This is a genomic window from Lachnospiraceae bacterium (assembly GCA_022794035.1).
Lineage (GTDB): Bacteria > Bacillota > Clostridia > Lachnospirales > Bianqueaceae > CALWPV01.
Genome location: JAAWDX010000012.1, coordinates 62,724 through 87,038 on the forward strand (window position 1 = coordinate 62,724; position 24,315 = coordinate 87,038).

Here is a 24,315-nt window from a genome sequence, read left to right on the forward strand (position 1 = left end):
CTTATAATGCCTTTATAATCCGAATCAATATATCGGCCAGCCCTACATTATAGCCGCTGCTGGCGTATACACCACATAATCCATCATTGAGCACCAAAACAAGCGGCAGCTTATCCGGATCCACATACATTCTCCGGCCCAGCGTATTCACATTCTCATGAAAATCATCATAGACCAGACGAATCCCCGGGATCTCCTTCAGCGCCTTTGCCAGCGTAGCCTGCTGCACCGCATCCTCATCCCTCAGCATAAACAGAATATCTGCATCTAGCGTCCTAAACTCCTCTGCCTGCTGCATCATTTCATTTAAAATATGCTCGGTGGGTTCTTTCCCCTCTTCAATCCATACCAAAATATTCTTAGGCTTTTTCAGCAATGTGCTGGCCTTGACCTTCTGTCCTTTAACTGCCTGCAGATCAAAATCTACAATCTCATTATTAGAAAGAGTCTCTGCCAGATCCACCTCGCGTTTTTTAAGCTCGATCCGGCGCTCTTCCCCTGCCTTAAGCGTAAAGATATACGCATAGGCATACATATGCCCGTTCGGCAGACGATTTACCGTCAGCAGCCGGTACTCTCCCGGCTCTGTCTGGCAGCAGAATTCCCCCTTTTCATTCACTGCCGGCAGATCGATCCGGCGATAGATTCCGTCCTGCAGCCGCCCTACCGTAAAGCTCTGACGATAGATCCACTCCTCCGGCTTTTCACAGACAAATGTCAGCTCTGCCTTTTTCTCCTTAGACTCTGTCTGCTTTGCTTTCACAAAATGATCCTTTTTCCAGTACTCCGCGTTTCCATCCACTGGGCTAAGCCGTGCCGCCATCCCTAAACTGCGGCAAATAGCAACAAAAAGAATTTTCCGGCTAATTGGATCCGTTTTTCCGCTTTGCAAGGACTCAGCAGGCGTATAAAACAGATCCTGATAGTCCATCTGCGACTCACTCGTCAGATGCTCCTCGAGCCATGTCATGATCCGCTCCGGCTTTTGCTGAAACTCCTTTTTCGTCTTATCGTCAAAATACTGCTGAATCTTCTCACGGTACTGCGTAAGCGTCTCGTTCCATACTCTTGGGCAAAGCACATAGGCAGCAAAAATCTCCTCCGGATACTCCTGTGCAAATTCAGCCGCACAAATCAAGTGCTCATCCAGCACCTCTTTTTTTACATCCCGGTAATCCTTTTTCGTCAGCGACTGCAGCAGCGCCTTTCTGTACTTTTGATCGCCCAGGGCGCCCTGCGCCAAAAAGGCGGCAATACTTTCAAAGTTACCTTTTGCAAGCTGCAAGATTTCCTGAAGATCCTCATCGTATTTACACGCCTCATCCGGGCGGTAAAATCCGTCAATCCTCGTGCTGCGCAGCTGTGTTCCTTTTTCCATGCGCGCGTCACGCTCTACCCTTTGCTCTTCTGTCAGCAGTGCAGGGTGCATAGGATAGTCATGCGGCGAGATAAAGTCAAAGCTATGCCAGATCTCTTTCTCTTGCCTTTCTGCTCCGAGCGTGAGCACGACCTCACAGTCCTCCTCAATGCACACCAGCGCTTGTGCCATCTGTCCCTCTTGGATGGCATGCACATGAATATGGCCTAATCCTAACTGGATCTTCACTCCCCCTTGCTCGTCTGTGGTCATATTGGCAACGGAAGAAAATTCTGCCATATTTAAAATTTCAAAACGAACCATCGCTCCTTTTGCCGGCTGGCCGGCCGGATCCATCACTCTGACCTGCAGGGTTTTCGTAAGCGCATAATTGTCCGTGATATGCTCATAGGTCACGCCGTCTTCTACATGACAGCGCGCCGCCCTCTCTTTGCCGTACAGCTCTTCTATCTCCTGCTGGCTTTGGGCTCCGGTAAAGGTGCGCGTATGGATCAGCATGGCGCGTGAGGATGCATTGGTAAACCATCCTTTGTCCAGGATGGGCTCTGGCTCGCAGGCTCCCAAAAAGTGCCATTTGCCGTTCAGATACACCTCAACCCACGCATGGTTGTCATCACAATGAGACCACCACGGCGCATAGACCTGCCGGGCAGGAATACCGACGCTGCGCAGTGCCGTAACGGTAAAGGTGGATTCCTCGCCGCATCGACCGCTGCCAGAGCGGTATACGGTCATGGCAGAGGCTGTTCTATCGTCGGCGCTCTGATAGGTTGCGTTTTCCTGACACCAGTAATTGACCTCCAGAGCTGCCTGCTGAGGCGACAGATCCTTTATTCTGGGCAGCAGCTCCTGATAAAAGAGCTGCCTGCATTCTTCAATATCCTCCGTATTGATACGAGGATAGAGAACATAATCGGCGAAGATATCTTCAGAAAGGTCCTGACACCAGCTCATCTTTTGCTTTAGGCTGAGCGCATGCTCTACATAGGGAATCCATGTCCGAAAAGAATAGCTGACAAGATCGGTAAGCGGCAGGGTTGCTCCTAAATATGTCATCCATGCCTGCAGCTCCTGCTGCTCCTTTAGCTTCTCTAAGCCCTGCTGCCATTCCTGCTGCTTTTCTCCTAAAACGATTAGGCGCTGCTGCCATTTTTTCTGTGCATATGCTAAACGCTTCTGTTCCATAATTATGCCCTTTCCTGCAGCCCGGCTAATAATGCGTCATGAGCTGCGCGAATATTTTCCTCCTGCGTCCGCCAGACCTCAAACTCACTCAGGCTGGGAAGGCCCATGCTTACGCCCTCTTTGCGGTATATCATGCCGCTGTCAAGCGTAACCTTGCCCGACAGATGAAAGCTTGTCAGATTAGCCGAGCGCGTCATCTGCGTAATGACGTCTGCATTGACTCCTGCGCCCACTAGGATATCTACCTTGCCTGCTGCTTTTTGCGCAAGCTGCTCAATGAGCTCCTGTCCGTCCAGACAATGATTTTTCTGCCCGGAGGTTAAGATGGTATGGATACCCAGCTCCTTGCACTCCTCCAGTGTCTTAAAGGGATCTTTACATACGTCAAAGGCTCGGTGCAGCGTAATGCTCATATCGCCTGCCGCCTCTTTAAGCCGGCTCATCTGCGCCAGATCCAGATCGCCCTCTTTGGTTAAACAGCCAATGACAACGCCGTCTGCCCCTGCTTCACGAAACATAGCAACCTCTCGCTCAATAATTGCAAATTCATGCTCCGTATACAAAAAGTCTCCGAACCGCGGCCTGAGCAGCGCATGAATACGAATAGAGGTATGCTTTCTCACTTCCTCATATAAGGCTAAGCTGGGAGTCGTGCCCCCGATGATCAGATTGGCACAGAGCTCCAGACGGTTGGCTCCCCCCTTTTCAGCTGCAATAGCTGATTCTACGCTGTCTACACAGCATTCTAAAACGTATTTCATAATGTCCTCCGTTCCTATGTTATGATCATTTATTGTAGCTTTTTGCTCCTCTATTGTCAAGCTGGCAGTGCGTGCTTTCTCTACGTAAATGAGCTCTTTTAAAAATTTTTCAAAAATCATTTCACCCCTCTCCTTGTCCTTGAATACAGTATAGTATCAAGCACATCAAGCGCTTGAAAATTTCAAATAAGGAGGCGGCAATTATGGAATGCTGCAACACTGGTAACAACAATATTCTTTTTCTGATCATCCTGTTGTTCTTATTTAATGGAGATTGTGGCTGCGGCGGCAGCACCGCTAACCTGACTGGCGGCTGTGGCACTGGCTGTGGCTGTGGAGGCAGCGGCTTCTTCGGTGGAGACTGCAGCTGCTTGATCCTGCTGCTCATCCTGTTCTGCGGCTGCCGTTAAGAAACCGTAGACGGAAACAAAAAAGCGCCTCAAAATGAGGCGCTTTTTTGTTTGGCCTTTATGAATCACCGGTCCGGTAATGATACATTAAACTGCGAACACGCCCCCCTCAACGCCGCTCGCCCTGCTTGCCTTTTCCTGCTTTTATTGATATAATAAAGGCGGCAAGACAGTTTTGGATATTCAAATCCCTGAGCCGCCTTTTAAGTTTGCCATTGGCAAACTTGCGATATCGCCATTCTATTAAATGCAGCCCGTTATATTTCGGCTATTCAAGCAATTGTGCTGCGCAAAAACGGCAAGACAGTTTTGAATATTCAAATCCCTGAGCAAGAATCTCGTAGAGATTTCTTGCAAAGTTCGGTGAGGAACGAGCCGAACTTGTAGTATATGGTAAGAAAGTTTAATTCTTTTAGGAGGCCTGTATGGCAACAATTAAAGAAGTCGCTGATTTGGCCGGCGTCTCTGTGGCCACCGTATCGCGTGTGCTCAATACACCGGACAGTGTTCGGCAGACAACCCGTCAGCAAGTCATGAAGGCTATTGAAGCACTCCATTATCGTCCTAATTATTTAGGGCGTACCCTGCGCCTCATGGAGACCAAACGTATTTTAGTTGTATTAAATACACTCTCCAACCAGTTTTTTTCTCGTGTTGTACGCGGCATAGAAGAACGGGCCCGTGAAGATGGCTACTCGGTTCTTCTCTGCGTCACCAGAGGCAATCAGGAAAATCTGATGGAATACATCAAGATGCTGCAGACACGTGAAATTGACGGTATGATTTTAACTACCCGGGAAATTTCTGAGGCCTCCATCTACGCGATGAGCAAGGAGGCACCCATTGTGTGCGCCTGCGAACCGGTGCATAACAAAAAAATCCCCCTTATCGCCATTGATGATGAGCAGGCGGGGTATGATGCTGCTTGTTTTTTGCTGAAACAAAATAAAAAGCGAATTGCTCTTTTTGGCGCCGGCAAAAACTTCTACAGTTCTATCCTGCGCGAACGAGGTGTGAAAAGAGCACTGCAGGAGGCTGGGCTCTCCCCCTTTTACATCGCTTCGGAAGGCTACTCCTACCGCGCCGGAGTGCGCTCTACCAGCAGCATGCTGGAGGATACCTCCGGGCTGCCGGATGCTATTTTTGCCTTTTCAGACAGCGCGGCCATCGGCACGATCAATGAGCTAAACAAACGCGGCATCCATGTTCCCAATGACATTTCTGTCATGGGCTTTGATAACACAGCCATCTCAGAAATGTTTATTCCCACCCTGACCACCGTTTCACAGCCGCAGCATACGCTTGGCTATCAGGCCATGGACATGCTGATCCATCAGATTAAAGGACAGCCTTGCACAAAACGCTATATTGTAAAGCACGAAATCATCTATCGTGACTCCCTCAAATAAAAAAATCCACCTTTTTGATTTCACTTCGTTCAAAAAGGTGGATTTTTATTTTATTCTTCCTCTTCTTCTTCCAGTTCTTCAATATCATCCACCGGCGGCTCAAGGCCCTCGATTTCAATATGATTTTTCTGCGCATAATCCCAAAGCGCTGCATGAATTGCTTGCTCAGCTAATAGGGAACAATGTACCTTAACCGGTGGCAAACCATCTAAAGCTTCCATCACGGCTTTATTGGTTACCTTCAGTGCTTCCTCAACCGTCTTTCCAATGACCAGCTCAGTGGCCATACTGGAGGTAGCGACAGCAGCGCCGCAGCCAAAGGTTTTAAATTTTACATCTTCAATCACGCCGTTTTCTACTTTCAAGAAAATCCGCATGATGTCTCCGCATTTTGCATTGCCGACAGTCCCTACGCCATCAGCATTTTCGATCTCTCCCACATTACGGGGATGCATAAAATGATCCATTACCTTTTCAGAATACATTGTTTTTCTCCTTTATCTTTTCTGGTTCTTTTTCATATAATCTTCATACAGCGGGGACATATCACGCAGGCGCTGTACAATCGGCGGCAGCTTTTCTAAAATATAATCGATATCCTCCATCGTATTTTCTCTGCCAAAGGTCATGCGCAGAGATCCATGGGCAATCTCATGCGGAAGTCCAATCGCCAAAAGTACATGGGACGGATCCAAAGATCCACTCGTGCAGGCCGAACCACTGGAGGCATAAATTCCATTCATATCCAGCAGCATCAAAAGAGACTCTCCTTCTACAAACTCAAAGCTAAAATTCACATGCCCCGGCAGCCGGTTATATCTCGCTCCATTCAGGCGTGCATGAGGAATGCGCTCCAAAACACCTTCAATCAGATGATCTCTCATCTGCTGCAGCCTCTGATTACGTTCCTTCATCTCTGCCGTTGCCAGCTCAACAGCCTTGCCAAAGCCCACGATGCCTGCCACGTTCTCCGTACCGGCGCGGCGCCTGCTCTCCTGTGCGCCGCCATGAATAAATGAGGGGAGCTGAATTCCCTTGCGGATATAGAGCGCTCCTACCCCTTTAGGACCATACAGCTTGTGTGCACTCATCGAGAGCATATCAATCTGCATGCTTTCTACATCGATTGGCAGCGTTCCTAAGGCCTGTACGGCATCTACATGAAATAATACACCCTTTTCATGGCATATCGCACCGATTTCTGCAATGGGGTTGATCGTACCAATCTCATTATTGGCCATCATGATGCTGACAAGGATCGTCTCATCATCCAGCGCCTCTTTTAATGCCTCTACCGAAACCGTACCCTCTGCATCTACCGGCAAATAGGTGATGCGGTACCCATGCTTTTCCAAAAATTCACAGCTATGCAGCACTGCATGATGCTCCACGGCAGAGGTAATAATATGGCGGCCTTTTTGCGCATATTTCTCTGCAACGCCCTTAATCGCCCAGTTATCGGCTTCCGTACCGCATCCGGTAAAGAAAATCTCTCTTGCCTTGGCGCCGATGCCGCGTGCCACCTGTTCTCTGGCCTTTTCCAGTGCACTTTTGCTTTCCTGCGCAATTTGATAGATGCTCGAAGGATTACCGTATCGCTCACTAAAATAAGGAAGCATTGCCTCCAGCACCTCCGGCCTAACTGCTGTGGTTGCGGAATGATCCGCATATACAACTCTACTTTCCATTACAAACTCCCTTTCCTTTTGAACTGGCTTGTTTTGCCTCTGGTTTCATATCGATCAGCTCGGCCAGCGTGATGCTGTCCACCGCTTCATTGATGCTTTCTGTAATTCGTTTCCAGACATACTGCACCACACAGCCCTCCTGCCGTTCACAAGGAGTCCCTGCATCGTGCACACAGTCTACCGGAATCAAATCTCCTTCGCCGACTCGCAGAACCTCGCCCACCTTAATCGCCTCCGGCGCCCTCGCCAGCTTATAGCCGCCACTGGCTCCGCGCTCGGCTTCGATCAGATTAGCTGCTTTAAGCTGCCGCAGCAGCTTTTCCAGATAACGCTCTGTCACTCCGGTCTGTTCTGCGATCATCGCAATGGACAAAACGCCTTCACCCTGACATTTTTGCTGTCTGGCAAGCGCTACCATCGCTCTCAAACTATATTGACCCTTCGTTGACATTTTCATACGTTTGTTACCTCTAATTCCTACCATTTTGGTCGTGATTATAATAGCATAAATCAAGTATCCTGTCAACGCGTTTTTTTGATTTTTTTCATAGCCTCCTCTATTTTTTCATATAGTAGAAAAAACTCTGATACTCAGATTCACAGGGGGTACATATGAAACGTAATTCCGTCCTTGTTGGCACGCTTTGGCTCATGATTGCCGGCATTGTCACCCGTCTTTTAGGCTTTGTCTATCGCATTTATCTATCCGGCCTGATCGGCTCTGAAGGAATGGGACTTTATCAGCTGATTTCCCCCGTTTATTTTTTGCTGTTTACCATCTGCAGCGCCGGATGCCAAACCGCCATCTCACAGCTCGTTGCCGCTGAAAATGCCCATGGCCATACACACAATATGAAGCGGATTCTTTGGAGCTGCTTGCTGCCTTCTACCTTTTTAGGCGTTATTCTTTGCTTTTTTACCCGTCAGTATGCGCCTTGGATCGCCTCTTCCCTGCTGCATGATGAACGGGCCGTCCAAGGCATCCGCATTCTCTGTATGGGGCTTCCTTTTTGCATCACCAGCACCTGCTTCAAAGCCTACTTCCACGGAATTCAGCGCATGGATGTCCCCGCCATAGAGCAGGTCATCGAGCAGCTGTTTCGTATGGCCGTCATCTATTTTCTCTCACCGCTTCTATCCCATACGAATGTAGCGGAGACCTGTTCCTATGTCGTGTACGGCACCGTAGCCGGCGATCTGGTCAGCTGTCTGTACACTGTTATCGTTTATAGCTCCCATCGCCGGCATCTCCCTGCCTCCTCGTACCGGGATCCCTTTCCTCATCTGTTAAAGCCCATTCTCCTTGTTGTCATTCCCGTAACTGGCAGCCGTCTGCTGACGCAGCTTCTGTCCACCTTTGAAAATATCATGCTGCCCACTGTCCTGCAGCATTCTGGCATGAGTAGCAGCGCTGCACTGAGTATTTACGGCGAATTCAGCGGCATGGTCATGCCGCTTATCGCCTTTCCTTCTATCATCACCGGTGCGCTTTCCTCCAATTTGCTGCCTCTGGTAGCCGGTGCTAAAGCCGGAGGAAACTATCGGCTCATCCACTTGTCCATCCATCGCTCGCTTCGTCTGACCTTCTTAATCTCCTTTCTTTTTACGGCCATCCTCGGTTCATTAGGATTGATGATCGGCGACCTTTTATATCCCGGGACGCAGGCCGGCTCTCTGCTGCAGCTCCTAGCCTTTTTCTGTCCCTTTTTCTATCTGCAGAGCACGCTGGGCGGCCTGCTCAACGGCTCCGGCCTTCAAAACCAAGTATTCCTCTATCAGCTGCTGGCAAGCGGTCTGCGCATTTTTATCTTACTCACCTTCGGTCCACACTATGGCTTCTCCGCTTTTCTCTTAGGCATGCTCACCAGCTTGGTTCTTTCCAGCATACTAAGCCTTTGGAAAATCCTCTCCACCTATCATATGAAGCTTTCTTTACTCAAGGGTCTGGGCCTTCCGCTGCTCTCAGGCCTCGCCACCTTTCTCCTGCTGCGCTGGGCAGCCCACTCCCCCGCTTTTCACCTGCAAAGCAGTCTGCCCGCCCTCCTGCTTGCCTGTTTCACCGGCTGTCTGATTTATCTCAGTGCGCTTTGCCTCTCTGGAAGCCTAACAAAAAAGGACCTTCAAGAGGTCCTTAAACTGGTGAAGCATAAAACATAAGCCAGTTATTAAACAATGTTTCCGAATGTCTGTCCCATATGCTTACGGGTGCCCTCTGCGCATCATCCTCCGGAAAATAATGATACGGAAGCGCAATCGGCAGCCCCTTGCCCAGATCCCGCCTGTATTCCTGTGCCAGTGTATCCGCCTCATACTCTGAATGGCCTGTCACAAACACATAGCGCCGTTTTTCATCCAAAAGCAAATACACGCCCGCCAGCGGAGATTCCGCCACAAGCTGCAGCTCCTGCACCCTTTCCACATCCTCTTTTGCCGTATACGTATGCCGGGAATGCGGCGCCGGAAACGGATCTTCCATATCCTGTGTCAGCAGGCCTGCCGTCACAACCCGGTGCGGATAGATACCAAACTGCTTCTCCGGCAAGGATCGTTTAGGAATCCCATAATGATAATAGAGCCCTGCCTGCGCCCCCCAGCAAATATGCAGCACCGAACGCACATGCGTCTCGCTCCAGGCCATCATCTGCGTCAGCTCCTCCCAGTACGCCACCTCTTCAAAGTCCATATGCTCCACCGGCGCCCCTGTGATAATCAGTCCGTCCCAGTCCTCCTGCCTGACCTGTGAAAATGTCTTATAATGCACTTTTAAATGCTCCGGATCCACATGCGTCGAGGCATAGGACTCCGTCGTCAAAAGCACCGCCTCTACAACAGGTTTTGCCGCCGCGAGGCGCCTCAAAAGCTGCCGCTCCGTTTGCTGCTTAAGCGGCATTAGATTTAAAATCAAAACGCGCAGCCGCTTCCCGCCATCCTCCGGCTCTATCATCCGCCAGCCTTCCTTTTCCAGCTCCTCTATAGCCGGCAAGCCGGCAAGTTTGACCAATCCCATGCTCTTCACCTGATTCCTTCATAATCTGGTAAAAGTTTACACGAAACAGCCGCATTCGTCAAGCCTGTCAGACTATGATTCTTGTCAGGCGCGCGCCCAGCTGGCTCAGTATCTCATTGCTGATCGTCCCTGCCTGCTGCGCAAGATCGCAGACTGAAATCCTCTCCTCGCCCATGCTGCCAATCAGCGTAGCCGTATCGCCTGCCTGCACCTGCGGGATATCCGTCACATCCACCATCATTTGATCCATACAGATCCGCCCTGCAATGGGCGCCCTTTTTCCGCCCAAAAGCACCGCTCCTTTGCCGCCGGAAAGCGCTCTCGGATATCCGTCAGCATATCCAATCGTCAGTGTAGCCAGCCTCATATCCCGCTCCGCTGACAGATCTAGCCCGTACCCGGCTCCTTCTCCCTTATATATCCTGCGGACGCTTGCCACCTTAGCCTTAAGACTCAGCACCGGCTGCAGATGCCGTCCCCAGTTTTCTGTATCCTTTTTCGTACTGAGCACCCCATAAAGCGCAATGCCTACCCGGGCATACTCTTCTGCCAGCTCCGGATAGAGCAGCACGCTATAGCTTGACTGCATATGCAGCTTCGGCCGCCTGCATCCTCTTTGCTCCAGTGTCTTCACCACCTCATAAAACCGCTCTGCCTGTTCTCTGGTATACTGCTGATCCTGCCAAAGAAGCGAGTCGTCCGTGCATAGATGCGTCATCATGCCATCAATCACTAGGGATTCACTTTGAAACATCCGTACGATCTGCTCGATGTTTTCGCTGCGCTCACCCAAACGGTGCATCCCCGTATCAATCCCAATATGGACATGCAGTTTTTTTCTGTATTGCTCCAATTGCTCTGCATAGGCAGCATCTACTACCATTTGTGTCAGGTGGTATTTTCTCAGCTTATCCGCCAGCTCCGGCTCCGTATAGCCCAAGATCAGAATTTCCCCCTTGATGCCTGCCTTTCTCAGCTCGATTGCTTCCGCCAAACAGGCAACGGCATACGCCTCTATCCCCATCCGGCTCAGCTTTTTTGCCAGCAAGACCGCCCCATGCCCATAGGCATTGGCTTTCAATACCGGCATCAGCTGGCAGCGTGCCGGCAGTCTGCGCCGCAGCGTCTCTACATTATGCTGCAGCGCGCTTTCTTTCAGTTCAATCCACGCTCTCTCTTTATTCAAGTTTTTTCCCCGCCCTTCTATATTGGCTGATCAAAGCTCCTCCATATGCCGCAATCAATGACAGACAGCTTACCGCCACATAATGCAGCAGGCTATTGTCAATCCACAGCGCATGCGCATGCAGCAGCTTGGCCAGCGCCCGCACCAAAACAATGCCCAGCGGATGCAGCAGGTAGAGGCCTGTTGCCGCTGTCCTTGTCAGCTTAGCGCTCCCCTGATTTTTGGATACAAGCAGCTGATACAGAAGCGCCATCACAGGAACCAGCATCACATACATACTGTCATGCCTCTGCCATTTGAGATACCGCAGCGCAAAGGCCTCTGCCGTGAGCAGCACAAAGAAAAAAAGCAGCGCACTGAGCTGTTTTGGCGGCTGGCCGCCCTCCCTATGACCTGCGGCTGCTCCCATAAATAAAAAGAGAGGCGCGTAAAAGAATCCATTTCGAGTGTAGGAGAAGATCTGAAAAAGCCGCTCGTAAACGGCCTCTAAAAAAGGAATGCTCTGCGTCAGGCCATAGTAGCTGTCTCCCAGCAGCCCGACGAGATATAGAACTAGGACGGCCCTGCCGACACCCTGTATGCTTAGGAACCGCCGAAGGATGCTGAGTATGCAGAGTCCTATAAGGCAGGCCGGGAAATACCACAGATGATAGAAGGTACCGTCAAAGAAAAGCATGCGCAGCCAAGACCCGATGCCGCCTCCCTGCCAATAGCCTGCGTGCAGTGAAACCGGCAGATACAGCAGCGTGACGGCAGCGTACATCAGCAGCAGCTTGCGCATATATGCTGCCAGATGCGCTTCTGCCCCTGCGCGGCGTTCTAGCATGCCAGCGACCACGAACTGCCCGGTGATCATAAAGAAAAAAGGAACGGCCACGCGGGCCAGCACTCTGGTCAGAAAAAAATCTGCCTCGCTGCTCCAGCCTGCAAGTGGCGAAGTGTGGATGGCGACCACCAGCAGTGCGGCTACGATCCTGAATCCGTCCAGCACCGCTGTTTTTTTAGCCTGCATCTGTTTCCGTCCTTTTCCACTGCGTGATAACAAATCCATCCACATTATTTCCCGAGACAGAATACGGCGCATCCACCGTAATCTCCCTTTGATCTACCTGCTCTGCCGGCAGATATGAGATCTGTATGCTTTGATGCTTTTGATGAATCTCATATGGATTCTTTCCATGAGCAAACTGCTTGATCCAGTCAGTATATTCCTCCAGCGTCAGCCCCTTCTCCTGCATAAGACCTGCATGCGGCACCCCCACATAGCGAAAGTGCCATGGCTCATGCGCAATCCCCGTCACCGCCTCCTTGCCGGCCGGATAGCGCTCAATAAATCCATATTCCGGCGCATGCTCCCGAAGCTGCTGACAGCGCCCTTCATAGGGAAAATCCGGCCGAATCAAATTGATCGGATCCTCTTTACGGCCAAGGTCAATCGCCAGCCCCGTCTGGTGCTCGCTGTGGCCCGGCAGCGCTACATACTGCTCCGTAAACGCTGCCCCATGTTCCTTCAGCGACTCCTCCCAGAGCAGCTGCTGCTCCTTTTGAGAGCGCCAGGCGCTAACCACTGTAATGTCCTGCTCTCCCTCCACGGCCTCCATAAGCTGGGATAGAAAATTGCCGGCGCGCCGCTGCAGCAGCATATCGTCCTCTCCTTTCAGCGGCGCCAGCATCGCTGCCCCTCGCCCGCGGCAGGCATGTGCCGCATTGACCAGAATCAAATCTCCTTCGCATACGTCTTTTCTGTTTAATATAATTTTCATCTGTTTACCTCCTGCTGCAGCACTCTATCTACCATTTTCTGAAAGCTCATTCCTGCCGCCCTCATCATATTGGGATACCGGCTATGCTCCGTAAATCCGGGAATCGTGTTCACTTCATTAAATACGATCTCCTTTTGGGGCGTGATAAACATATCCACCCTTGCAAACCCTGCGCACCCCAGCCTTTCATATATTTCCTTTGCCGTCTTTTTGACTTGTTCCTTCATCTCTGCCTCGATTCTGGCTGGGACATGGATACGCGCTGTCTCCAGCGTATATTTTTCTGCATAATCAAAAAAGTCGTCTGATCCCTCTTTTTTTGAAAGCTCGATTTCGTCGATTTCTCCCATCACCAGAGCATTGCCGCTGCCTAAAACCGCGCAACCTACCTCAAAGCCCTCTATGTTTTCCTCGATCATCACCTCATCGTCATAGACAAAAGCCTTCTCCATTCCCCGAATGAGCTGCTCCTGATTTAGGGCCTTTGTAATCCCATAGGAAGAACCTGCCTTAACCGGCTTTACATAAATGGGATACCCGATTTGATCAGCCCATGCCAGCGCTGCGTCTGCCTCGCTTTCCTTTCTCTGAAACACCCGTGCCCGCGGCACAGAGATGCCGCCGAGCGAAACCAGCTGGTGTGCTCTGTATTTATCCATGCACAGCGCGGATGCGAGAACGCCGCAGCCAATTACAGGAATTCCCATCATCTGCAGCAACCCCTGTATGCTGCCATCCTCGCCGTTTTTTCCATGCAGCACCGGAAACGCGGCATCTGCTTCTATTCTTCTTAGCCTATCGCCCTGCTGAAGCCAAATGCTGCGCTCGCCAGGCCTCAACAATACTTCTGTGCAGTCCTCATCATTCTGCCACCGATCCTCTTTGATTTTTTCTATGCTGCCAGTAAAATGCAGCCACCTCCCCTCTTCAGTAATGCCAATCAAAACGGGCTCATATTGACTGCGGTCTACTGCCTGTATCACTGAATAAGCAGACTGCAATGAAACGCCGTATTCAGAGGAAGCTCCGCCAAAGAACACTAAAATTGTATATTTTTTCATATTGGGATGATCCTTTCCTAAAGTTTTTTACCATGACAAAAACACCTTGTCTTACTACAGTAATTGTAGCAAAACAAGGTGTTTGATGTGTTTAGTTTTCCTTCAGGAAATCCTAAGAATTTATGATGAATTCTGCAAAGGCCCTGTCAGCCATACAGGCAAAACAGACCTTACTTCCGCCTAGGGCAACAGCCGGGATCTCTTTGGTATATAGCTTTCCCAGCTTCTGCTTTCGGAACCATGCGGCAAAATCAGCAATGCCGCGGGCGTCAAAGCAAATATGCTGAAGCCCCTCCGGCCAGTTTTTCATCGTGGAATCGGTTAATGGCTCGATGAGCTCAATCCGAAGGCCTTGCCCTCTCTTTTCCAGAAACTGAATCCGGTTATGCTGCACAGGATCTGTCAGCAGCTCTCCCTGCTCAATAAAGCCTAAAGCCTGATAAATTTCGCTGGAGCGCTTCAGATTATGGGTAACATATCCGATATGATGCACTGGCAGGCTGACGCTTTGCTTCTCCCTATCCATCATGCGATCGTCACCCATTTGCCGGGAACCTGTTCCGCCTGCCGGGCGGCCTCCAAAATCTTTGCAATCTCAAGGGTCTCTTCCTGATCAACAGGGACTTTTCCTGTTTCAAAAAACCGGAGAATTTCTAAGAGAAGCCGTTCAAACATCTCCTCGGCACCAAGGAATGTTTTCACCTCTCCATCTCTGTATTTGATGCTGGTTACAAAATCGCCGCCGTCCAAAAGACTCATCAGGCCCAGTTTGCCGTTTTCAAATTCCACCGTAAAATGAAAGGCCGACTCTGTCCGCTGTCCCTGAATGCGCAGCGCTTTGCTTTTCAGCACGCGGACCATGGGCTCTGCCTGATGAATCAGATAATTCTCCGGCTTGCCCGGGCCGCTAAGCACGATCATCTCTGCTTCCTTCTCCGGCAGTGCCATGCATTCTTTTGAAAAACGCAGCGCTGAGCTGGACCACATGGGTGTATGGTGCTCCTGCGCTAAGGCAAACAGATCCCGGGCGATTTGCGCTGTAGGAGCAAAGGTCTTATCAACATATACCCTTTTTCCGCTGCGCAGTGCTTCTTGGCATAAGCTCCAATGCATCTGCGGATGATCTGGTGAAAGCACCATGATATAATCGCTTTTCTGAATCAGCTCCGCTATGGTTTCGCAGCGCTGTATCTGCATATCCGCACACCACTGCTGCGTAGATCTGCCGCCACTTGGAGCATCCATTTGAGCATAGGCGTATGCGGCCTCACAGCACCCGTTTGACAGCTGATGAATCCACTGTGGGTAGTGATTAGCATGCCATTCATCCAAATAATAATCGATCAATCCGATTGCTTTGATTCCCTGCTGGTTGCTGGTCATCTGCTGCTTTTCTCTGCCTCAGCAGCCTGATAGGCAAACGCCGCATGCCACTCCGTACTGCCGCTGGCCAAAATCTGATCCAGCATAGCTTCTGCCTTCTCTGCATCCTTTTCCACATAGCGATAGTAATTGGATATGCCATACGCAGTTGTTGCATCAACAGCCGTAAGCGCCTCCAGATCCATCTGCGCCATCACTTCCTCTACCGTCATCAGGCCTTTATAAAGCTGCACCAAATTAAAATATCCGCGATTGCCCTCATGATCCAGTGCCATGCGTTCCTTGCGGATCGGCTCTAAAGCCTGCATAGCCTCCTCCGGTTTATTTTGATGCTGCAGGCAGGCCCAGAGCCAGTTCGTGCTGCATACAAAATCTCCCCAGCGGTCTGCCGCCTTTCGGCAGCGCCGATAAATTTTCTCTGCTTTTCCATATTCCTTGATTAAATACAGCGCTAACGCATAATGATACAGCAAGCTGGCATCCTCTGGATAAGCCTCTGCTGCCCATGTCAGATCGGCTGCCGCCATTTCATGCTGTCCTAAATTGATGTACCGATGGCCTCTCTCCTGCAAAAGACGGCCGGGTCTCGGTGAATGCGCAATCCCCAGTGACAGCACCTTGATCTCCTGCTCAAAATCAGACTTCTTTGCATAGCACTGTGATAATGCATGCCATAAGAATTCATTCTCCTGATCAGCCTTTAGCTGCTTTACCAGCGTCTCTGCTTCAGCAGCTTGCACGCCGCAGCCAGCCAGCTCCGATTTAGCTGCCTGATTGGCGAAGCAGTACTGATACTCCCCTTCACAGTGCTGCAAAATAGCTTTTAATAGTGTCTCAGCGGTTTCTGCATCCTGCTTGACATACTGATAGTAATTATAGATACCATAGGCTGTTGTAATCGAATTGATCTCCTTCTGAACCTCTTTTCCGCCGAGCGCTTCTTCCAGAGAGATGCGTCCGCTTACAAACAGCTGTACACGGTGATATGCAATATCATCGCCCGGCTCCCAGCTGCTGCCCACACTGGCAGATACAACGGCTGCTTCCTCAAGGCGCCCCTGATGAACTAAGCAGGCCCAAAGCCAGTTATAAAGAGACACATGCTCTGTCTCTGTCGGAAACAGCGTAATCATATGGCGGTATAATCCTTCTGCATATTGGTATTCTCCTGAAAGATAATGCGCCAGCGCCAGATGGTACATCACCTGCCAGTTTTCACCCAAAAGCACCCGTGCTCTGGCCAGATCAGCAGCTGCCTCCTGCGGTCTGCCTAAATTGATATAATAATGGCCGCGGGCCAAAAAAAGATGTCCGCAATGATTCTGCCGTGCCAATCCCTGTGAGCAAGCTTTAACTGCCAGATCAATTCTCTGCGCCGACGCCAAAATCTGCGCCCGCTTAAGCCAGTGCATCTCATGATCCGGTTCCCAAAAAAGTGCCTCGGTGTTTGCATCCAGCTGCTGCTGAATCTCAGGTTTAAAATTCTCCATCATCATTTTGTTCCTTTCTGTTTTTCACTCACAGAGTTACATTCATATAAAACTGTGATTTTATTCGTAAAGAATATTTGTATGTATTATAGCCTAATATCTCTGCGCTTTCAAGTATATTCAGCAATCCCATAGAACACAACTGCAGGTTTAGTCTCTTTAACAAAAACAACCTGCCGTATCTGGACAGTATAGGATGCCATGTTTTAATATAGAATTACAATTATAAATGAAAAGGAGAACTATCTTATGTTTAATGCCAAAGAAATGGGACAGCAAATTGCCTATCTGCGTACAAGGAACAATTACACTCAGGAACGGCTGGCAGATATATTGAAAGTATCGCCTCAGGCTGTCAGTAAATGGGAAAATGGAAAGGCTATCCCCGAATTTATGATGCTCTATGAGTTATCTAAGCTTTTTAACTGTTCTATTGATAAACTTCTTGATTCTTCATCGCGTATTCTGCGTAATATGAATTTTGATTACGAATTTCTGATTAAACCGCGAGTTCCGGTAGCTAGCTATTCTGGGCCCGAATGCTTTAGAAGCATCTCGTCTGCCTCCCTATTAACTGCCTTAAAATTATTTTTCGGATTAGAACAGCGCATAGACACTAAAAACCGTCAGATCAATGATGACGATGAATATATTTTACAATCTGCGCTTACAAATATATGCTTTGGATATTCTTATGCCCCGAATGAGTGGCCGCACGATAGTTTTTTAATATATGGCTTAGATTACGAGCTTCATTCAAAAACAAAGTATTCGGAGAACGCATTTATTGATCTTGCATGCAGACAAATTGAACAGGGGTATCCGGTCATCGTACGCCCAAGAGATTATACCGATACCATTTTTGCTATCGGCTTTTCCGATCATGGAAAGACCTTAAAAGGATTAGGATTTTTAGATGGAGATGATCAAAAAAATCTAATCAACTTTGATCAGCTCCATCAATATGGCGGCTGGTACAAATCTGCTTGTGATATGATGATCATCAAACCTGCAAAAGAAAAAATGCCGTTGGCAAAGGCTTGTACAAATGCGTTTTTTAAAGGAATCACGCTATTATCAAATAATGGCTATTGCAAGGAAAACGAAATGCAAGGCTATGGCAGCGTGATTTACCAAAACTGGCGCAACTTGCTAAGAGAAGAAAACAGAAGAAACGCAGATCAAATGGAGTGTGTTTTTCCACATGCATTTATCCATTATGAAAATAAATTAAGAACCAAACAATTTTTTGAATTATGTACTCAGGTCATTCCTCAAATTGATAAAGAATTGATGGCTTTAGCACTCCATCAATATGACGAGATTGTAGCATCGGCGGCAAAGATCGCAACCATTGCTCATCAGCGAGATTCATTTTCTGTAGACGCACTGCATGAAAAAAGAACCTATATCATGGAAATGCTACGCAGAAGCAGCGAACAAGAAGAACTTGCCCTCTCTTATCTCCAAAAAGCATCGAGCTCCATTCAGAGATAACATCAAAACGGCCTTGAAGGATTACTCCCTCAAGGCCATTTTAAAATATGACAATTGACAATTATTTATTGTTCAGTGCAGCCTGTGCAGCAGCCAACCGAGCAATCGGTACACGGAACGGTGAGCAAGACACATAGGTCAAACCAACCTTATGGCAAAACTCAACAGAAGACGGATCTCCACCATGCTCTCCGCAGATACCCAATTTAATATTGGGACGAGTTGCGCGGCCCTTTTCAGCGGCCATCTGAACCAGCTGGCCAACACCCGTCTGATCCAAACGAGCAAACGGATCGGACTCGTAAATCTTAGCCTTGTAATAAGAATCTAAGAATTTACCAGCATCATCACGGCTAAAGCCAAAGGTCATCTGTGTTAAGTCATTGGTACCAAAGGAGAAGAATTCAGCCTCCTCAGCAATCTGATCAGCAGTCAGGGCAGCTCTCGGAATCTCGATCATAGTACCAATATGATACTGGATATCAGAATTCTTTTCTTTCTTAACCTGCTCTGCTACCTCGATTACAACATCCTTAACATACTTCAGCTCTTTTTTCTCGCCTACCAGAGGAATCATGATCTCAGGAACGATATCATACCCTTCCTCTTCCTTAACCTCAATCGCAGCCTCCATAACGGCACGGGTCTGCATCTTTGCAATTTCAGGATAGGTAACAGCCAGACGGCAACCACGATGACCCATCATCGGGTTGAACTCATGAAGCTCATCACATTTTGCCTTTACCTGTTCCGGAGTCAGACCCATATCATCTGCCAAAGCCTTGATGTCTTCAGGATCGGTAGGAACAAACTCATGGAGCGGGGGATCCAGATAACGAACTGTCATCGGACGGCCTTCCAGAGCCTTATACATAGCCTTGAAATCACCTTTCTGGAATGGAATCAGCTCATTCAAAGCTTCTTCTCTGGCTTCTACTGTGTCAGACAGAATCATCTTACGGATCTTAGGAATTCTATCTGCCTCAAAGAACATATGCTCCGTGCGGCAAAGGCCAATACCCTCGGCTCCCAGCTTAACTGCATTGATCGTATCAGCAGGCGTATCGGCATTGGTACGAACCTGCAGCTTGCGGAACTGATCAGCCCAGCCCATGATACGGCCAAAGTTTCCGCTTACGGAAGCTTCTACTGTCTTAATGTCACCCTTATAAATCTTACCGGTAGTACCATCCAAGGAGATATAATCGCCTTCGTGGAAGGTGTAGCCACCAAGCTCAAAGAATTTCTCTTCTTCATTGATCTTGATTTCGCCGCATCCAGATACACAGCAAGTGCCCATACCACGAGCGACTACAGCAGCATGAGAGGTCATACCACCGCGAACAGTCAGGATACCCTCGGCTGCATGCATACCCTCGATATCCTCAGGAGAAGTCTCCAAGCGAACCAAGATAACTCTTTCACCAGCTTCATGATGAGCCTTTGCCTCTTCTGCCGTGAAGTATACACGACCTGCCGCAGCACCCGGAGATGCCGGCAGTGCAGAACCGATCACTTCGCCAGCCTTCAAAGCAGCGGTATCAAATGTGGGATGCAGCAGCTGATCCAGAGACTTAGCCTCGATACGGCAAACTGCTTCCTCAGGCGTGATCTTGCCCTCGTCAACCAGGTCACAAGCAATCTGGATAGCAGCCGGAGCCGTTCTCTTACCATTACGAGTCTGCAGGAAATACAGCTTGCCTTCCTGAATCGTAAACTCCATATCCTGCATATCTGCATAGTGGTTTTCCAGCTTCATAGCCAGCTCCATGAACTGAGCATAGCATTCCGGCAGATCCTTTTCCAGCTGCGTAATCGGCTGAGGCGTACGAACGCCGGCCACTACGTCTTCACCCTGTGCATTGATCAGGTACTCACCAAAGATACCCTTCTCACCAGTAGAAGGATTACGAGTAAACGCAACACCTGTACCGGAGGTCTCACCCATATTACCAAATACCATCGTCTGCACGTTTACAGCGGTACCCCAATCACCGGGGATATCATTCATTCTTCTGTATACGATTGCACGGGGGTTGTCCCAAGAACGGAATACAGCCTTTACAGCCTCCATCAGCTGTACTTTGGGATCCTGCGGGAATTCTTCCCCATTCATGTTTTCACTATATACCTTCTTGAAGCGGATAATCAGCTCCTTCAGATCCTCTGCCGTAAGCTCGGTATCATAATGAACACCCTTCTCTTCTTTCAGCTCATCAATGATTTTCTCAAAGAAGCTCTTGGGCACTTCCATAACAACATCAGAGAACATCTGAATGAATCTTCTATAGGAATCGTATGCAAATCTGGGGTTTCCGGTCTTTTTTGCAAATCCTTCTACCGATACATCATTGAGTCCCAGATTCAGGATGGTGTCCATCATACCAGGCATGGATGCTCTTGCGCCGGAACGAACGGATACCAAAAGCGGATTCTCGGTATCTCCGAATGTTCTGCCATTCAGCTCCTCAAGCCAAGTCATCGCCTCAAAAATCTGACCCTGAATTTCTTCCGTAATCTTCTTGCCACTGGTATAATAATCTGTACAAGCCTCAGTGGTTACGGTAAAACCTTGGGGAATCGGCAGACCCAGTCCGGTCATCTCGGCCAGGTTTGCGCCTTTACCACCCAGCAGGTTACGCATGGATGCGTTTCCTTCGGTAAAACGGTATACCCATTTGTTGCCCATGTAAAACAACCTCCTAAAAGTTTTTTGTTTTTATTTAAATTGCCGCCTCTGTGCTAATGCCAACCATATGGCCGATTGATTTCTTTGGCGAGCAATTAAAATCGAAATTGATCGGAAAAGTACTCCAGCAGCTGATCAATCGCCACTCTTTCCTGCTCCATGCTGTCTCTGTGACGAATGGTAATGCAGCCATCCTCCAATGTATCAAAATCCACTGTCAGACAGAACGGCGTGCCAATCTCATCCTGTCTGCGATAGCGCTTGCCAATACTGCCTGCGTCATCATACTCTACATTATAATGTTCAGACAGCATTTTGTAAAGCTCCTCCGCCTTTTCTCCAAGCTTTTTGGAAAGCGGCAGCACGGCCATTTTAACAGGTGCCAGAGCCGGATGAAAACGCAGCACGGTACGCACATCATTTTCACCGATCTGCTCTTCATCATACGCCTCGCAAAGGAAGGCCAACGTCACTCTGTCAGCTCCCAGAGAAGGCTCAATGCAGTACGGTACATACTTTTTGTTCTGTACCTGATCAAAATATGTCATATCAGCACCGGAATGCTCCTGATGCCGCGTCAAATCATAATCGGTCCGGTCAGCAATGCCCCAGAGCTCTCCCCATCCAAATGGATAGGTATACTCGATATCAGAGGTACCTCTTGAATAAAAGGCCAGCTCTTCTTTGCTGTGCTCGCGCAGCCGCAGATGCTCCTTATCCAGCCCTAACCGGTAAAGCCAGTTCAAACAGAAATCCTTCCAATATTCATACCATTCAAGATCTGTACCCGGCTCGCAGAAGAACTCCAGCTCCATCTGTTCAAATTCCCGCGTGCGGAACGTAAAATTGCCAGGGGTAATTTCATTTCGGAAGCTCTTGCCAATCTGACCGATGCCAAACGGAACCTTCTTACGGGTTGTCCGCTGCACATTTTTAAAATTAACGAAAATACCCTGCGCCGTCTCCGGTCTCAGATACACCGTTGCCTTGGCATCCTCCGTCACGCCCTGAAAGGTTTTAAACATCAGGTTGAACTGACGAATGCTCGTAAAATCGGTTTTTCCGCAGACAGGGCATGCAATCCCTTTTTCTGCAATATACTGCTCCATCTCCTGATTGCTCCAGCCATCCAGCGGGCTTTCTGCTGTGAGACCGTTGGCAAATAAATAATCCTCAATCAGCTTATCGGCTCTAAACCGGGATTTACAGGCCTTGCAGTCCATCAGCGGATCATCAAAATTGCCCACATGTCCTGTGGCAACCCATACCTCCGGATTCATCAGGATCGCACTGTCCATTCCAACATTATAAGGGTTCTTGGCAATGAAAGCCTCCCACCAAGCCCTCTTGACATTATTTTTAAGCTCCACTCCCAAAGGGCCGTAATCCCATGTATTGGCTAATCCGCCATAAATCTCAGAGCCTGCATACACAAACCCGCGCGCCTTTGCCAGAGCAACGATCTTTTCCATCGTTTTTTCCAATTTTACACATTCCTTCCATATTAGCGTAATGCTAAGTATCAACCGCAAGTATAGCAAAAGAAATGGTAAGTGTCAAGGCTTACCATCTCAAATTCCCAATAAAATCCAAACTCCCATAATGCCGCTCGGTCTGATGCAGCAGATATCCCACTGCTGCTTCATCCAGCTGCTTTTGCACCTCTTTTTCCGCTTGGAATGAATATATCTTTTCTACCGGCACCTCCGCTATGTACTGCAAAGCCCGCAGCCCGCCGGATGTAAGCTGGACGCCGGCTCCGCTTGCTTTGCACCGCTCACAGACAGCTCCGCCCAGCGCAAAATCAAACGTCACTTTTTCCAGCTGTGCTGGAAGAACATCCAGACTCCTGCCGCACTGCCGGCAGATATGCAGTTCGGGATAGAATCCGCTTTCTGAAAGCGCCCGCCAGACGAAGGCATCCGCTATCAAACTCTCTGCCCCGCTCTCTGCCTTGCACAGAACCATCAAGCCTCGCAGCAGCAAATACATAAGCGTCTGGTTTTCCTGTCCGTCTAAAATGAGTGTTTCTGCTACCTCTGCCATAAAGGTTGCGTAAGCCAGACGCTCCAGATTAACGCGCAGCGCATAAAAGCTTTCGATCAGCTGCACTTCTTTAATGTAGTAAAAGCTCTGCCCTTTACTCATGACATAATCGCCATAGCTAAAGAGCTGTGACGCCGCACCCCATTTGCTTTTAGGAGAAAGGGCTCCCTTGGCGATGACTGAAATTTTGCCCATTTCTCTGGTCAGCATAATCAGCCGCTTGTCCTTGTCCCCCATAGGGGCCTCTTTGATGATCAGTCCCCGTACTTTGCTCTCCTTCATACCTTGCCTCTTCTGCTATGCTGTTTCTCCATGCCAGATAATCCTCAATCCGACCTGTCTGCTCAAAACGACTCCAAAGATAGTCCATCCTTTTGCCTCCCTCTGGCCGCAGCCGGTGTGATGGCTTTATTTTTCCCTTGCGGATGGATCTTTTATACTGGAAAAGTTTAGGGAGAGCCTGACTCTTTACAGCTCCTTTTTATCAAACCCGAAGTTCTTAATCAAAAAGTCGCTGTCCCTCCACCGTTCTTTAATCTTAACCCAAAGCTGCAGATTCACCTTAACACCCAGCAGGCGCTCTATGTCCTGTCTTGCTCTGGAACCAATCTCCTTCAGCGTTCGTCCGCCTTTGCCGATAATAATCGGTTTATGGCTATTTTTCTCGCAGATTATTGTAGCATTGATATCAATTAAGCCGCGTCCCTCCCGCTCAGTAAACGTATCGATGACTACGGCAATCCCATGCGGAATTTCCTTTTGCAGTGCATAGAGTGTTTTTTCACGAATCAGCTCTGCTACCAGCTGCCGCTCCGGCTGATCTGTCAGCATATCCGGAGGGAAATAAAAGGGTCCCTCCGGCATTCGCTTCATAATCTGCTCAAGCAGGATTTCTTTATTTTCACCTGTTTTCGCACTGACCGGAATAATCTCCTGAAATTCATACAGGTCCTTCAGCTTGGCAATCGTCAGCAAGACAACGTCTTTGGCAACGGCATCCACTTTATTGATCACCAAGATCACTTCTGCCTGCTGCTTTCTAAGCTTAGCAAGCACCTCCAGATCCTCTTGTTTAAGCCTGCCTGCCTCCACGAGAAACAGGACCAGGTCCACGTCTCCAATTGCCCTGCTGGCGGCCTCAACCATATATTCTCCCAGCTTGTGCTCTGGTTTGTGAATGCCCGGCGTATCGATAAAAATCATCTGGCATTCCTGCTCGGTGAGAACGCCTTGTATACGATTTCTGGTGGTCTGCGGCTTGCTGGAGGTGATGGCGACCTTCTCCCCCAGCATCTGATTCATCAATGTAGATTTTCCCACATTGGGCCGCCCGATCAATGAAATAAAACCTGATTTTGTCAT

General features: G+C 49.1%; 21 protein-coding genes. 3 read left to right on the forward strand and 18 right to left on the reverse strand.

Annotated elements, in window-relative coordinates:
* Position 1: 1 nt before the first annotated feature.
* The 3 genes from HFE64_09560 to HFE64_09570 all read right to left on the reverse strand — a co-directional run bounded on the left by HFE64_09560 (position 2) and on the right by HFE64_09570 (position 3,767).
* Entirely contained in the window at positions 2-2,563 is a 2,562-nt protein-coding gene (locus HFE64_09560; GenBank protein ID MCI8633707.1) for a transglutaminase domain-containing protein, read from the reverse strand.
* Positions 2,564-2,565: 2 nt separating this feature from the next.
* The gene (locus tag HFE64_09565) at positions 2,566-3,324 is read right to left on the reverse strand and encodes a copper homeostasis protein CutC (GenBank protein ID MCI8633708.1); all 759 of its coding nucleotides are present in this window, start codon (positions 3,322-3,324) and stop codon (positions 2,566-2,568) included.
* Between the two features lie 260 nt (positions 3,325-3,584).
* Positions 3,585-3,767 (reverse strand): hypothetical protein, encoded by a 183-nt coding sequence (locus tag HFE64_09570; protein ID MCI8633709.1) that lies wholly within the window; start codon positions 3,765-3,767, stop codon positions 3,585-3,587.
* A 392-nt stretch (positions 3,768-4,159) separates the two neighbouring features.
* On the opposite strand from HFE64_09570, the gene HFE64_09575 reads away from it, so the two are divergent.
* Entirely contained in the window at positions 4,160-5,143 is a 984-nt protein-coding gene (locus HFE64_09575) for a LacI family transcriptional regulator (GenBank protein MCI8633710.1), read from the forward strand.
* 50 nt (positions 5,144-5,193) lie between these two features.
* Here HFE64_09575 and nifU read toward each other — a convergent pair whose 3' ends face one another.
* Genes nifU through HFE64_09590 form a run of 3 tightly spaced genes read right to left on the reverse strand, consistent with a single transcriptional unit; the run spans position 5,194 to position 7,288 of the window.
* Entirely contained in the window at positions 5,194-5,628 is a 435-nt protein-coding gene (nifU, locus tag HFE64_09580; GenBank protein MCI8633711.1) for a Fe-S cluster assembly scaffold protein NifU, read from the reverse strand.
* 12 nt (positions 5,629-5,640) lie between these two features.
* Positions 5,641-6,831 carry a cysteine desulfurase NifS gene (nifS, locus tag HFE64_09585; protein ID MCI8633712.1) on the reverse strand — a complete coding sequence of 397 codons (1,191 nt, stop codon included), beginning with the start codon at positions 6,829-6,831 and terminating at the stop codon, positions 5,641-5,643.
* Positions 6,821-7,288 carry an Rrf2 family transcriptional regulator gene (locus tag HFE64_09590; GenBank protein ID MCI8633713.1) on the reverse strand — a complete coding sequence of 156 codons (468 nt, stop codon included), beginning with the start codon at positions 7,286-7,288 and terminating at the stop codon, positions 6,821-6,823. The genes nifS and HFE64_09590 overlap by 11 nt, the downstream gene beginning before the upstream one ends.
* 155 nt (positions 7,289-7,443) lie before the next feature.
* Here HFE64_09590 and HFE64_09595 point away from each other — a divergent pair, with 155 nt between their 5' ends.
* Positions 7,444-8,988 carry a polysaccharide biosynthesis protein gene (locus HFE64_09595; GenBank protein ID MCI8633714.1) on the forward strand — a complete coding sequence of 515 codons (1,545 nt, stop codon included), beginning with the start codon at positions 7,444-7,446 and terminating at the stop codon, positions 8,986-8,988.
* On the opposite strand, the gene HFE64_09600 is transcribed toward HFE64_09595, so the two are convergent.
* The 8 genes from HFE64_09600 to HFE64_09635 all read right to left on the reverse strand — a co-directional run bounded on the left by HFE64_09600 (position 8,963) and on the right by HFE64_09635 (position 16,721).
* On the reverse strand, positions 8,963-9,838 hold the full coding sequence (locus HFE64_09600; GenBank protein ID MCI8633715.1) for a homoserine O-succinyltransferase: 876 nt from the start codon (positions 9,836-9,838) through the stop codon (positions 8,963-8,965). The two genes, HFE64_09595 and HFE64_09600, sit on opposite strands and share 26 nt — an antisense overlap.
* A 67-nt stretch (positions 9,839-9,905) precedes the next feature.
* Positions 9,906-11,024 (reverse strand): serine racemase VanT catalytic subunit, encoded by a 1,119-nt coding sequence (vanT, locus tag HFE64_09605; protein MCI8633716.1) that lies wholly within the window; start codon positions 11,022-11,024, stop codon positions 9,906-9,908.
* Complete coding sequence (locus tag HFE64_09610) at positions 11,017-12,075, reverse strand: acyltransferase (GenBank protein ID MCI8633717.1); 1,059 nt, start codon at positions 12,073-12,075, stop codon at positions 11,017-11,019. Before HFE64_09610 ends, vanT begins: the two co-directional genes overlap by 8 nt.
* Entirely contained in the window at positions 12,026-12,787 is a 762-nt protein-coding gene (locus HFE64_09615; protein MCI8633718.1) for a M15 family metallopeptidase, read from the reverse strand. The genes HFE64_09610 and HFE64_09615 overlap by 50 nt, the downstream gene beginning before the upstream one ends.
* On the reverse strand, positions 12,784-13,848 hold the full coding sequence (gene vanG / locus HFE64_09620) for a D-alanine--D-serine ligase VanG (protein ID MCI8633719.1): 1,065 nt from the start codon (positions 13,846-13,848) through the stop codon (positions 12,784-12,786). Before vanG ends, HFE64_09615 begins: the two co-directional genes overlap by 4 nt.
* A gap of 112 nt (positions 13,849-13,960) precedes the next feature.
* Positions 13,961-14,392 carry a hypothetical protein gene (locus HFE64_09625; protein ID MCI8633720.1) on the reverse strand — a complete coding sequence of 144 codons (432 nt, stop codon included), beginning with the start codon at positions 14,390-14,392 and terminating at the stop codon, positions 13,961-13,963.
* Positions 14,374-15,231 (reverse strand): Gfo/Idh/MocA family oxidoreductase, encoded by an 858-nt coding sequence (locus HFE64_09630; GenBank protein ID MCI8633721.1) that lies wholly within the window; start codon positions 15,229-15,231, stop codon positions 14,374-14,376. The genes HFE64_09625 and HFE64_09630 overlap by 19 nt, the downstream gene beginning before the upstream one ends.
* On the reverse strand, positions 15,228-16,721 hold the full coding sequence (locus HFE64_09635) for a tetratricopeptide repeat protein (GenBank protein MCI8633722.1): 1,494 nt from the start codon (positions 16,719-16,721) through the stop codon (positions 15,228-15,230). The genes HFE64_09630 and HFE64_09635 overlap by 4 nt, the downstream gene beginning before the upstream one ends.
* 249 nt (positions 16,722-16,970) lie before the next feature.
* Here HFE64_09635 and HFE64_09640 point away from each other — a divergent pair, with 249 nt between their 5' ends.
* Positions 16,971-18,218, forward strand: coding sequence for a helix-turn-helix transcriptional regulator (locus HFE64_09640; GenBank protein ID MCI8633723.1), 1,248 nt, complete (start codon positions 16,971-16,973; stop codon positions 18,216-18,218).
* Between the two features lie 61 nt (positions 18,219-18,279).
* Here HFE64_09640 and ppdK read toward each other — a convergent pair whose 3' ends face one another.
* From ppdK to HFE64_09660, 4 genes are all read right to left on the reverse strand, one after another.
* The gene (gene ppdK, locus HFE64_09645) at positions 18,280-20,907 is read right to left on the reverse strand and encodes a pyruvate, phosphate dikinase (GenBank protein MCI8633724.1); all 2,628 of its coding nucleotides are present in this window, start codon (positions 20,905-20,907) and stop codon (positions 18,280-18,282) included.
* Positions 20,908-21,002: 95 nt separating this feature from the next.
* A complete protein-coding gene (locus HFE64_09650) occupies positions 21,003-22,391 on the reverse strand; it encodes a glycine--tRNA ligase (protein MCI8633725.1) in 1,389 nt (462 codons plus the stop codon).
* Positions 22,392-22,470: 79 nt separating this feature from the next.
* On the reverse strand, positions 22,471-23,235 hold the full coding sequence (gene recO / locus HFE64_09655; protein MCI8633726.1) for a DNA repair protein RecO: 765 nt from the start codon (positions 23,233-23,235) through the stop codon (positions 22,471-22,473).
* 186 nt (positions 23,236-23,421) lie between these two features.
* Positions 23,422-24,315: a GTPase Era gene (locus HFE64_09660; protein ID MCI8633727.1), complete on the reverse strand. Its 894-nt coding sequence runs from the start codon at positions 24,313-24,315 to the stop codon at positions 23,422-23,424.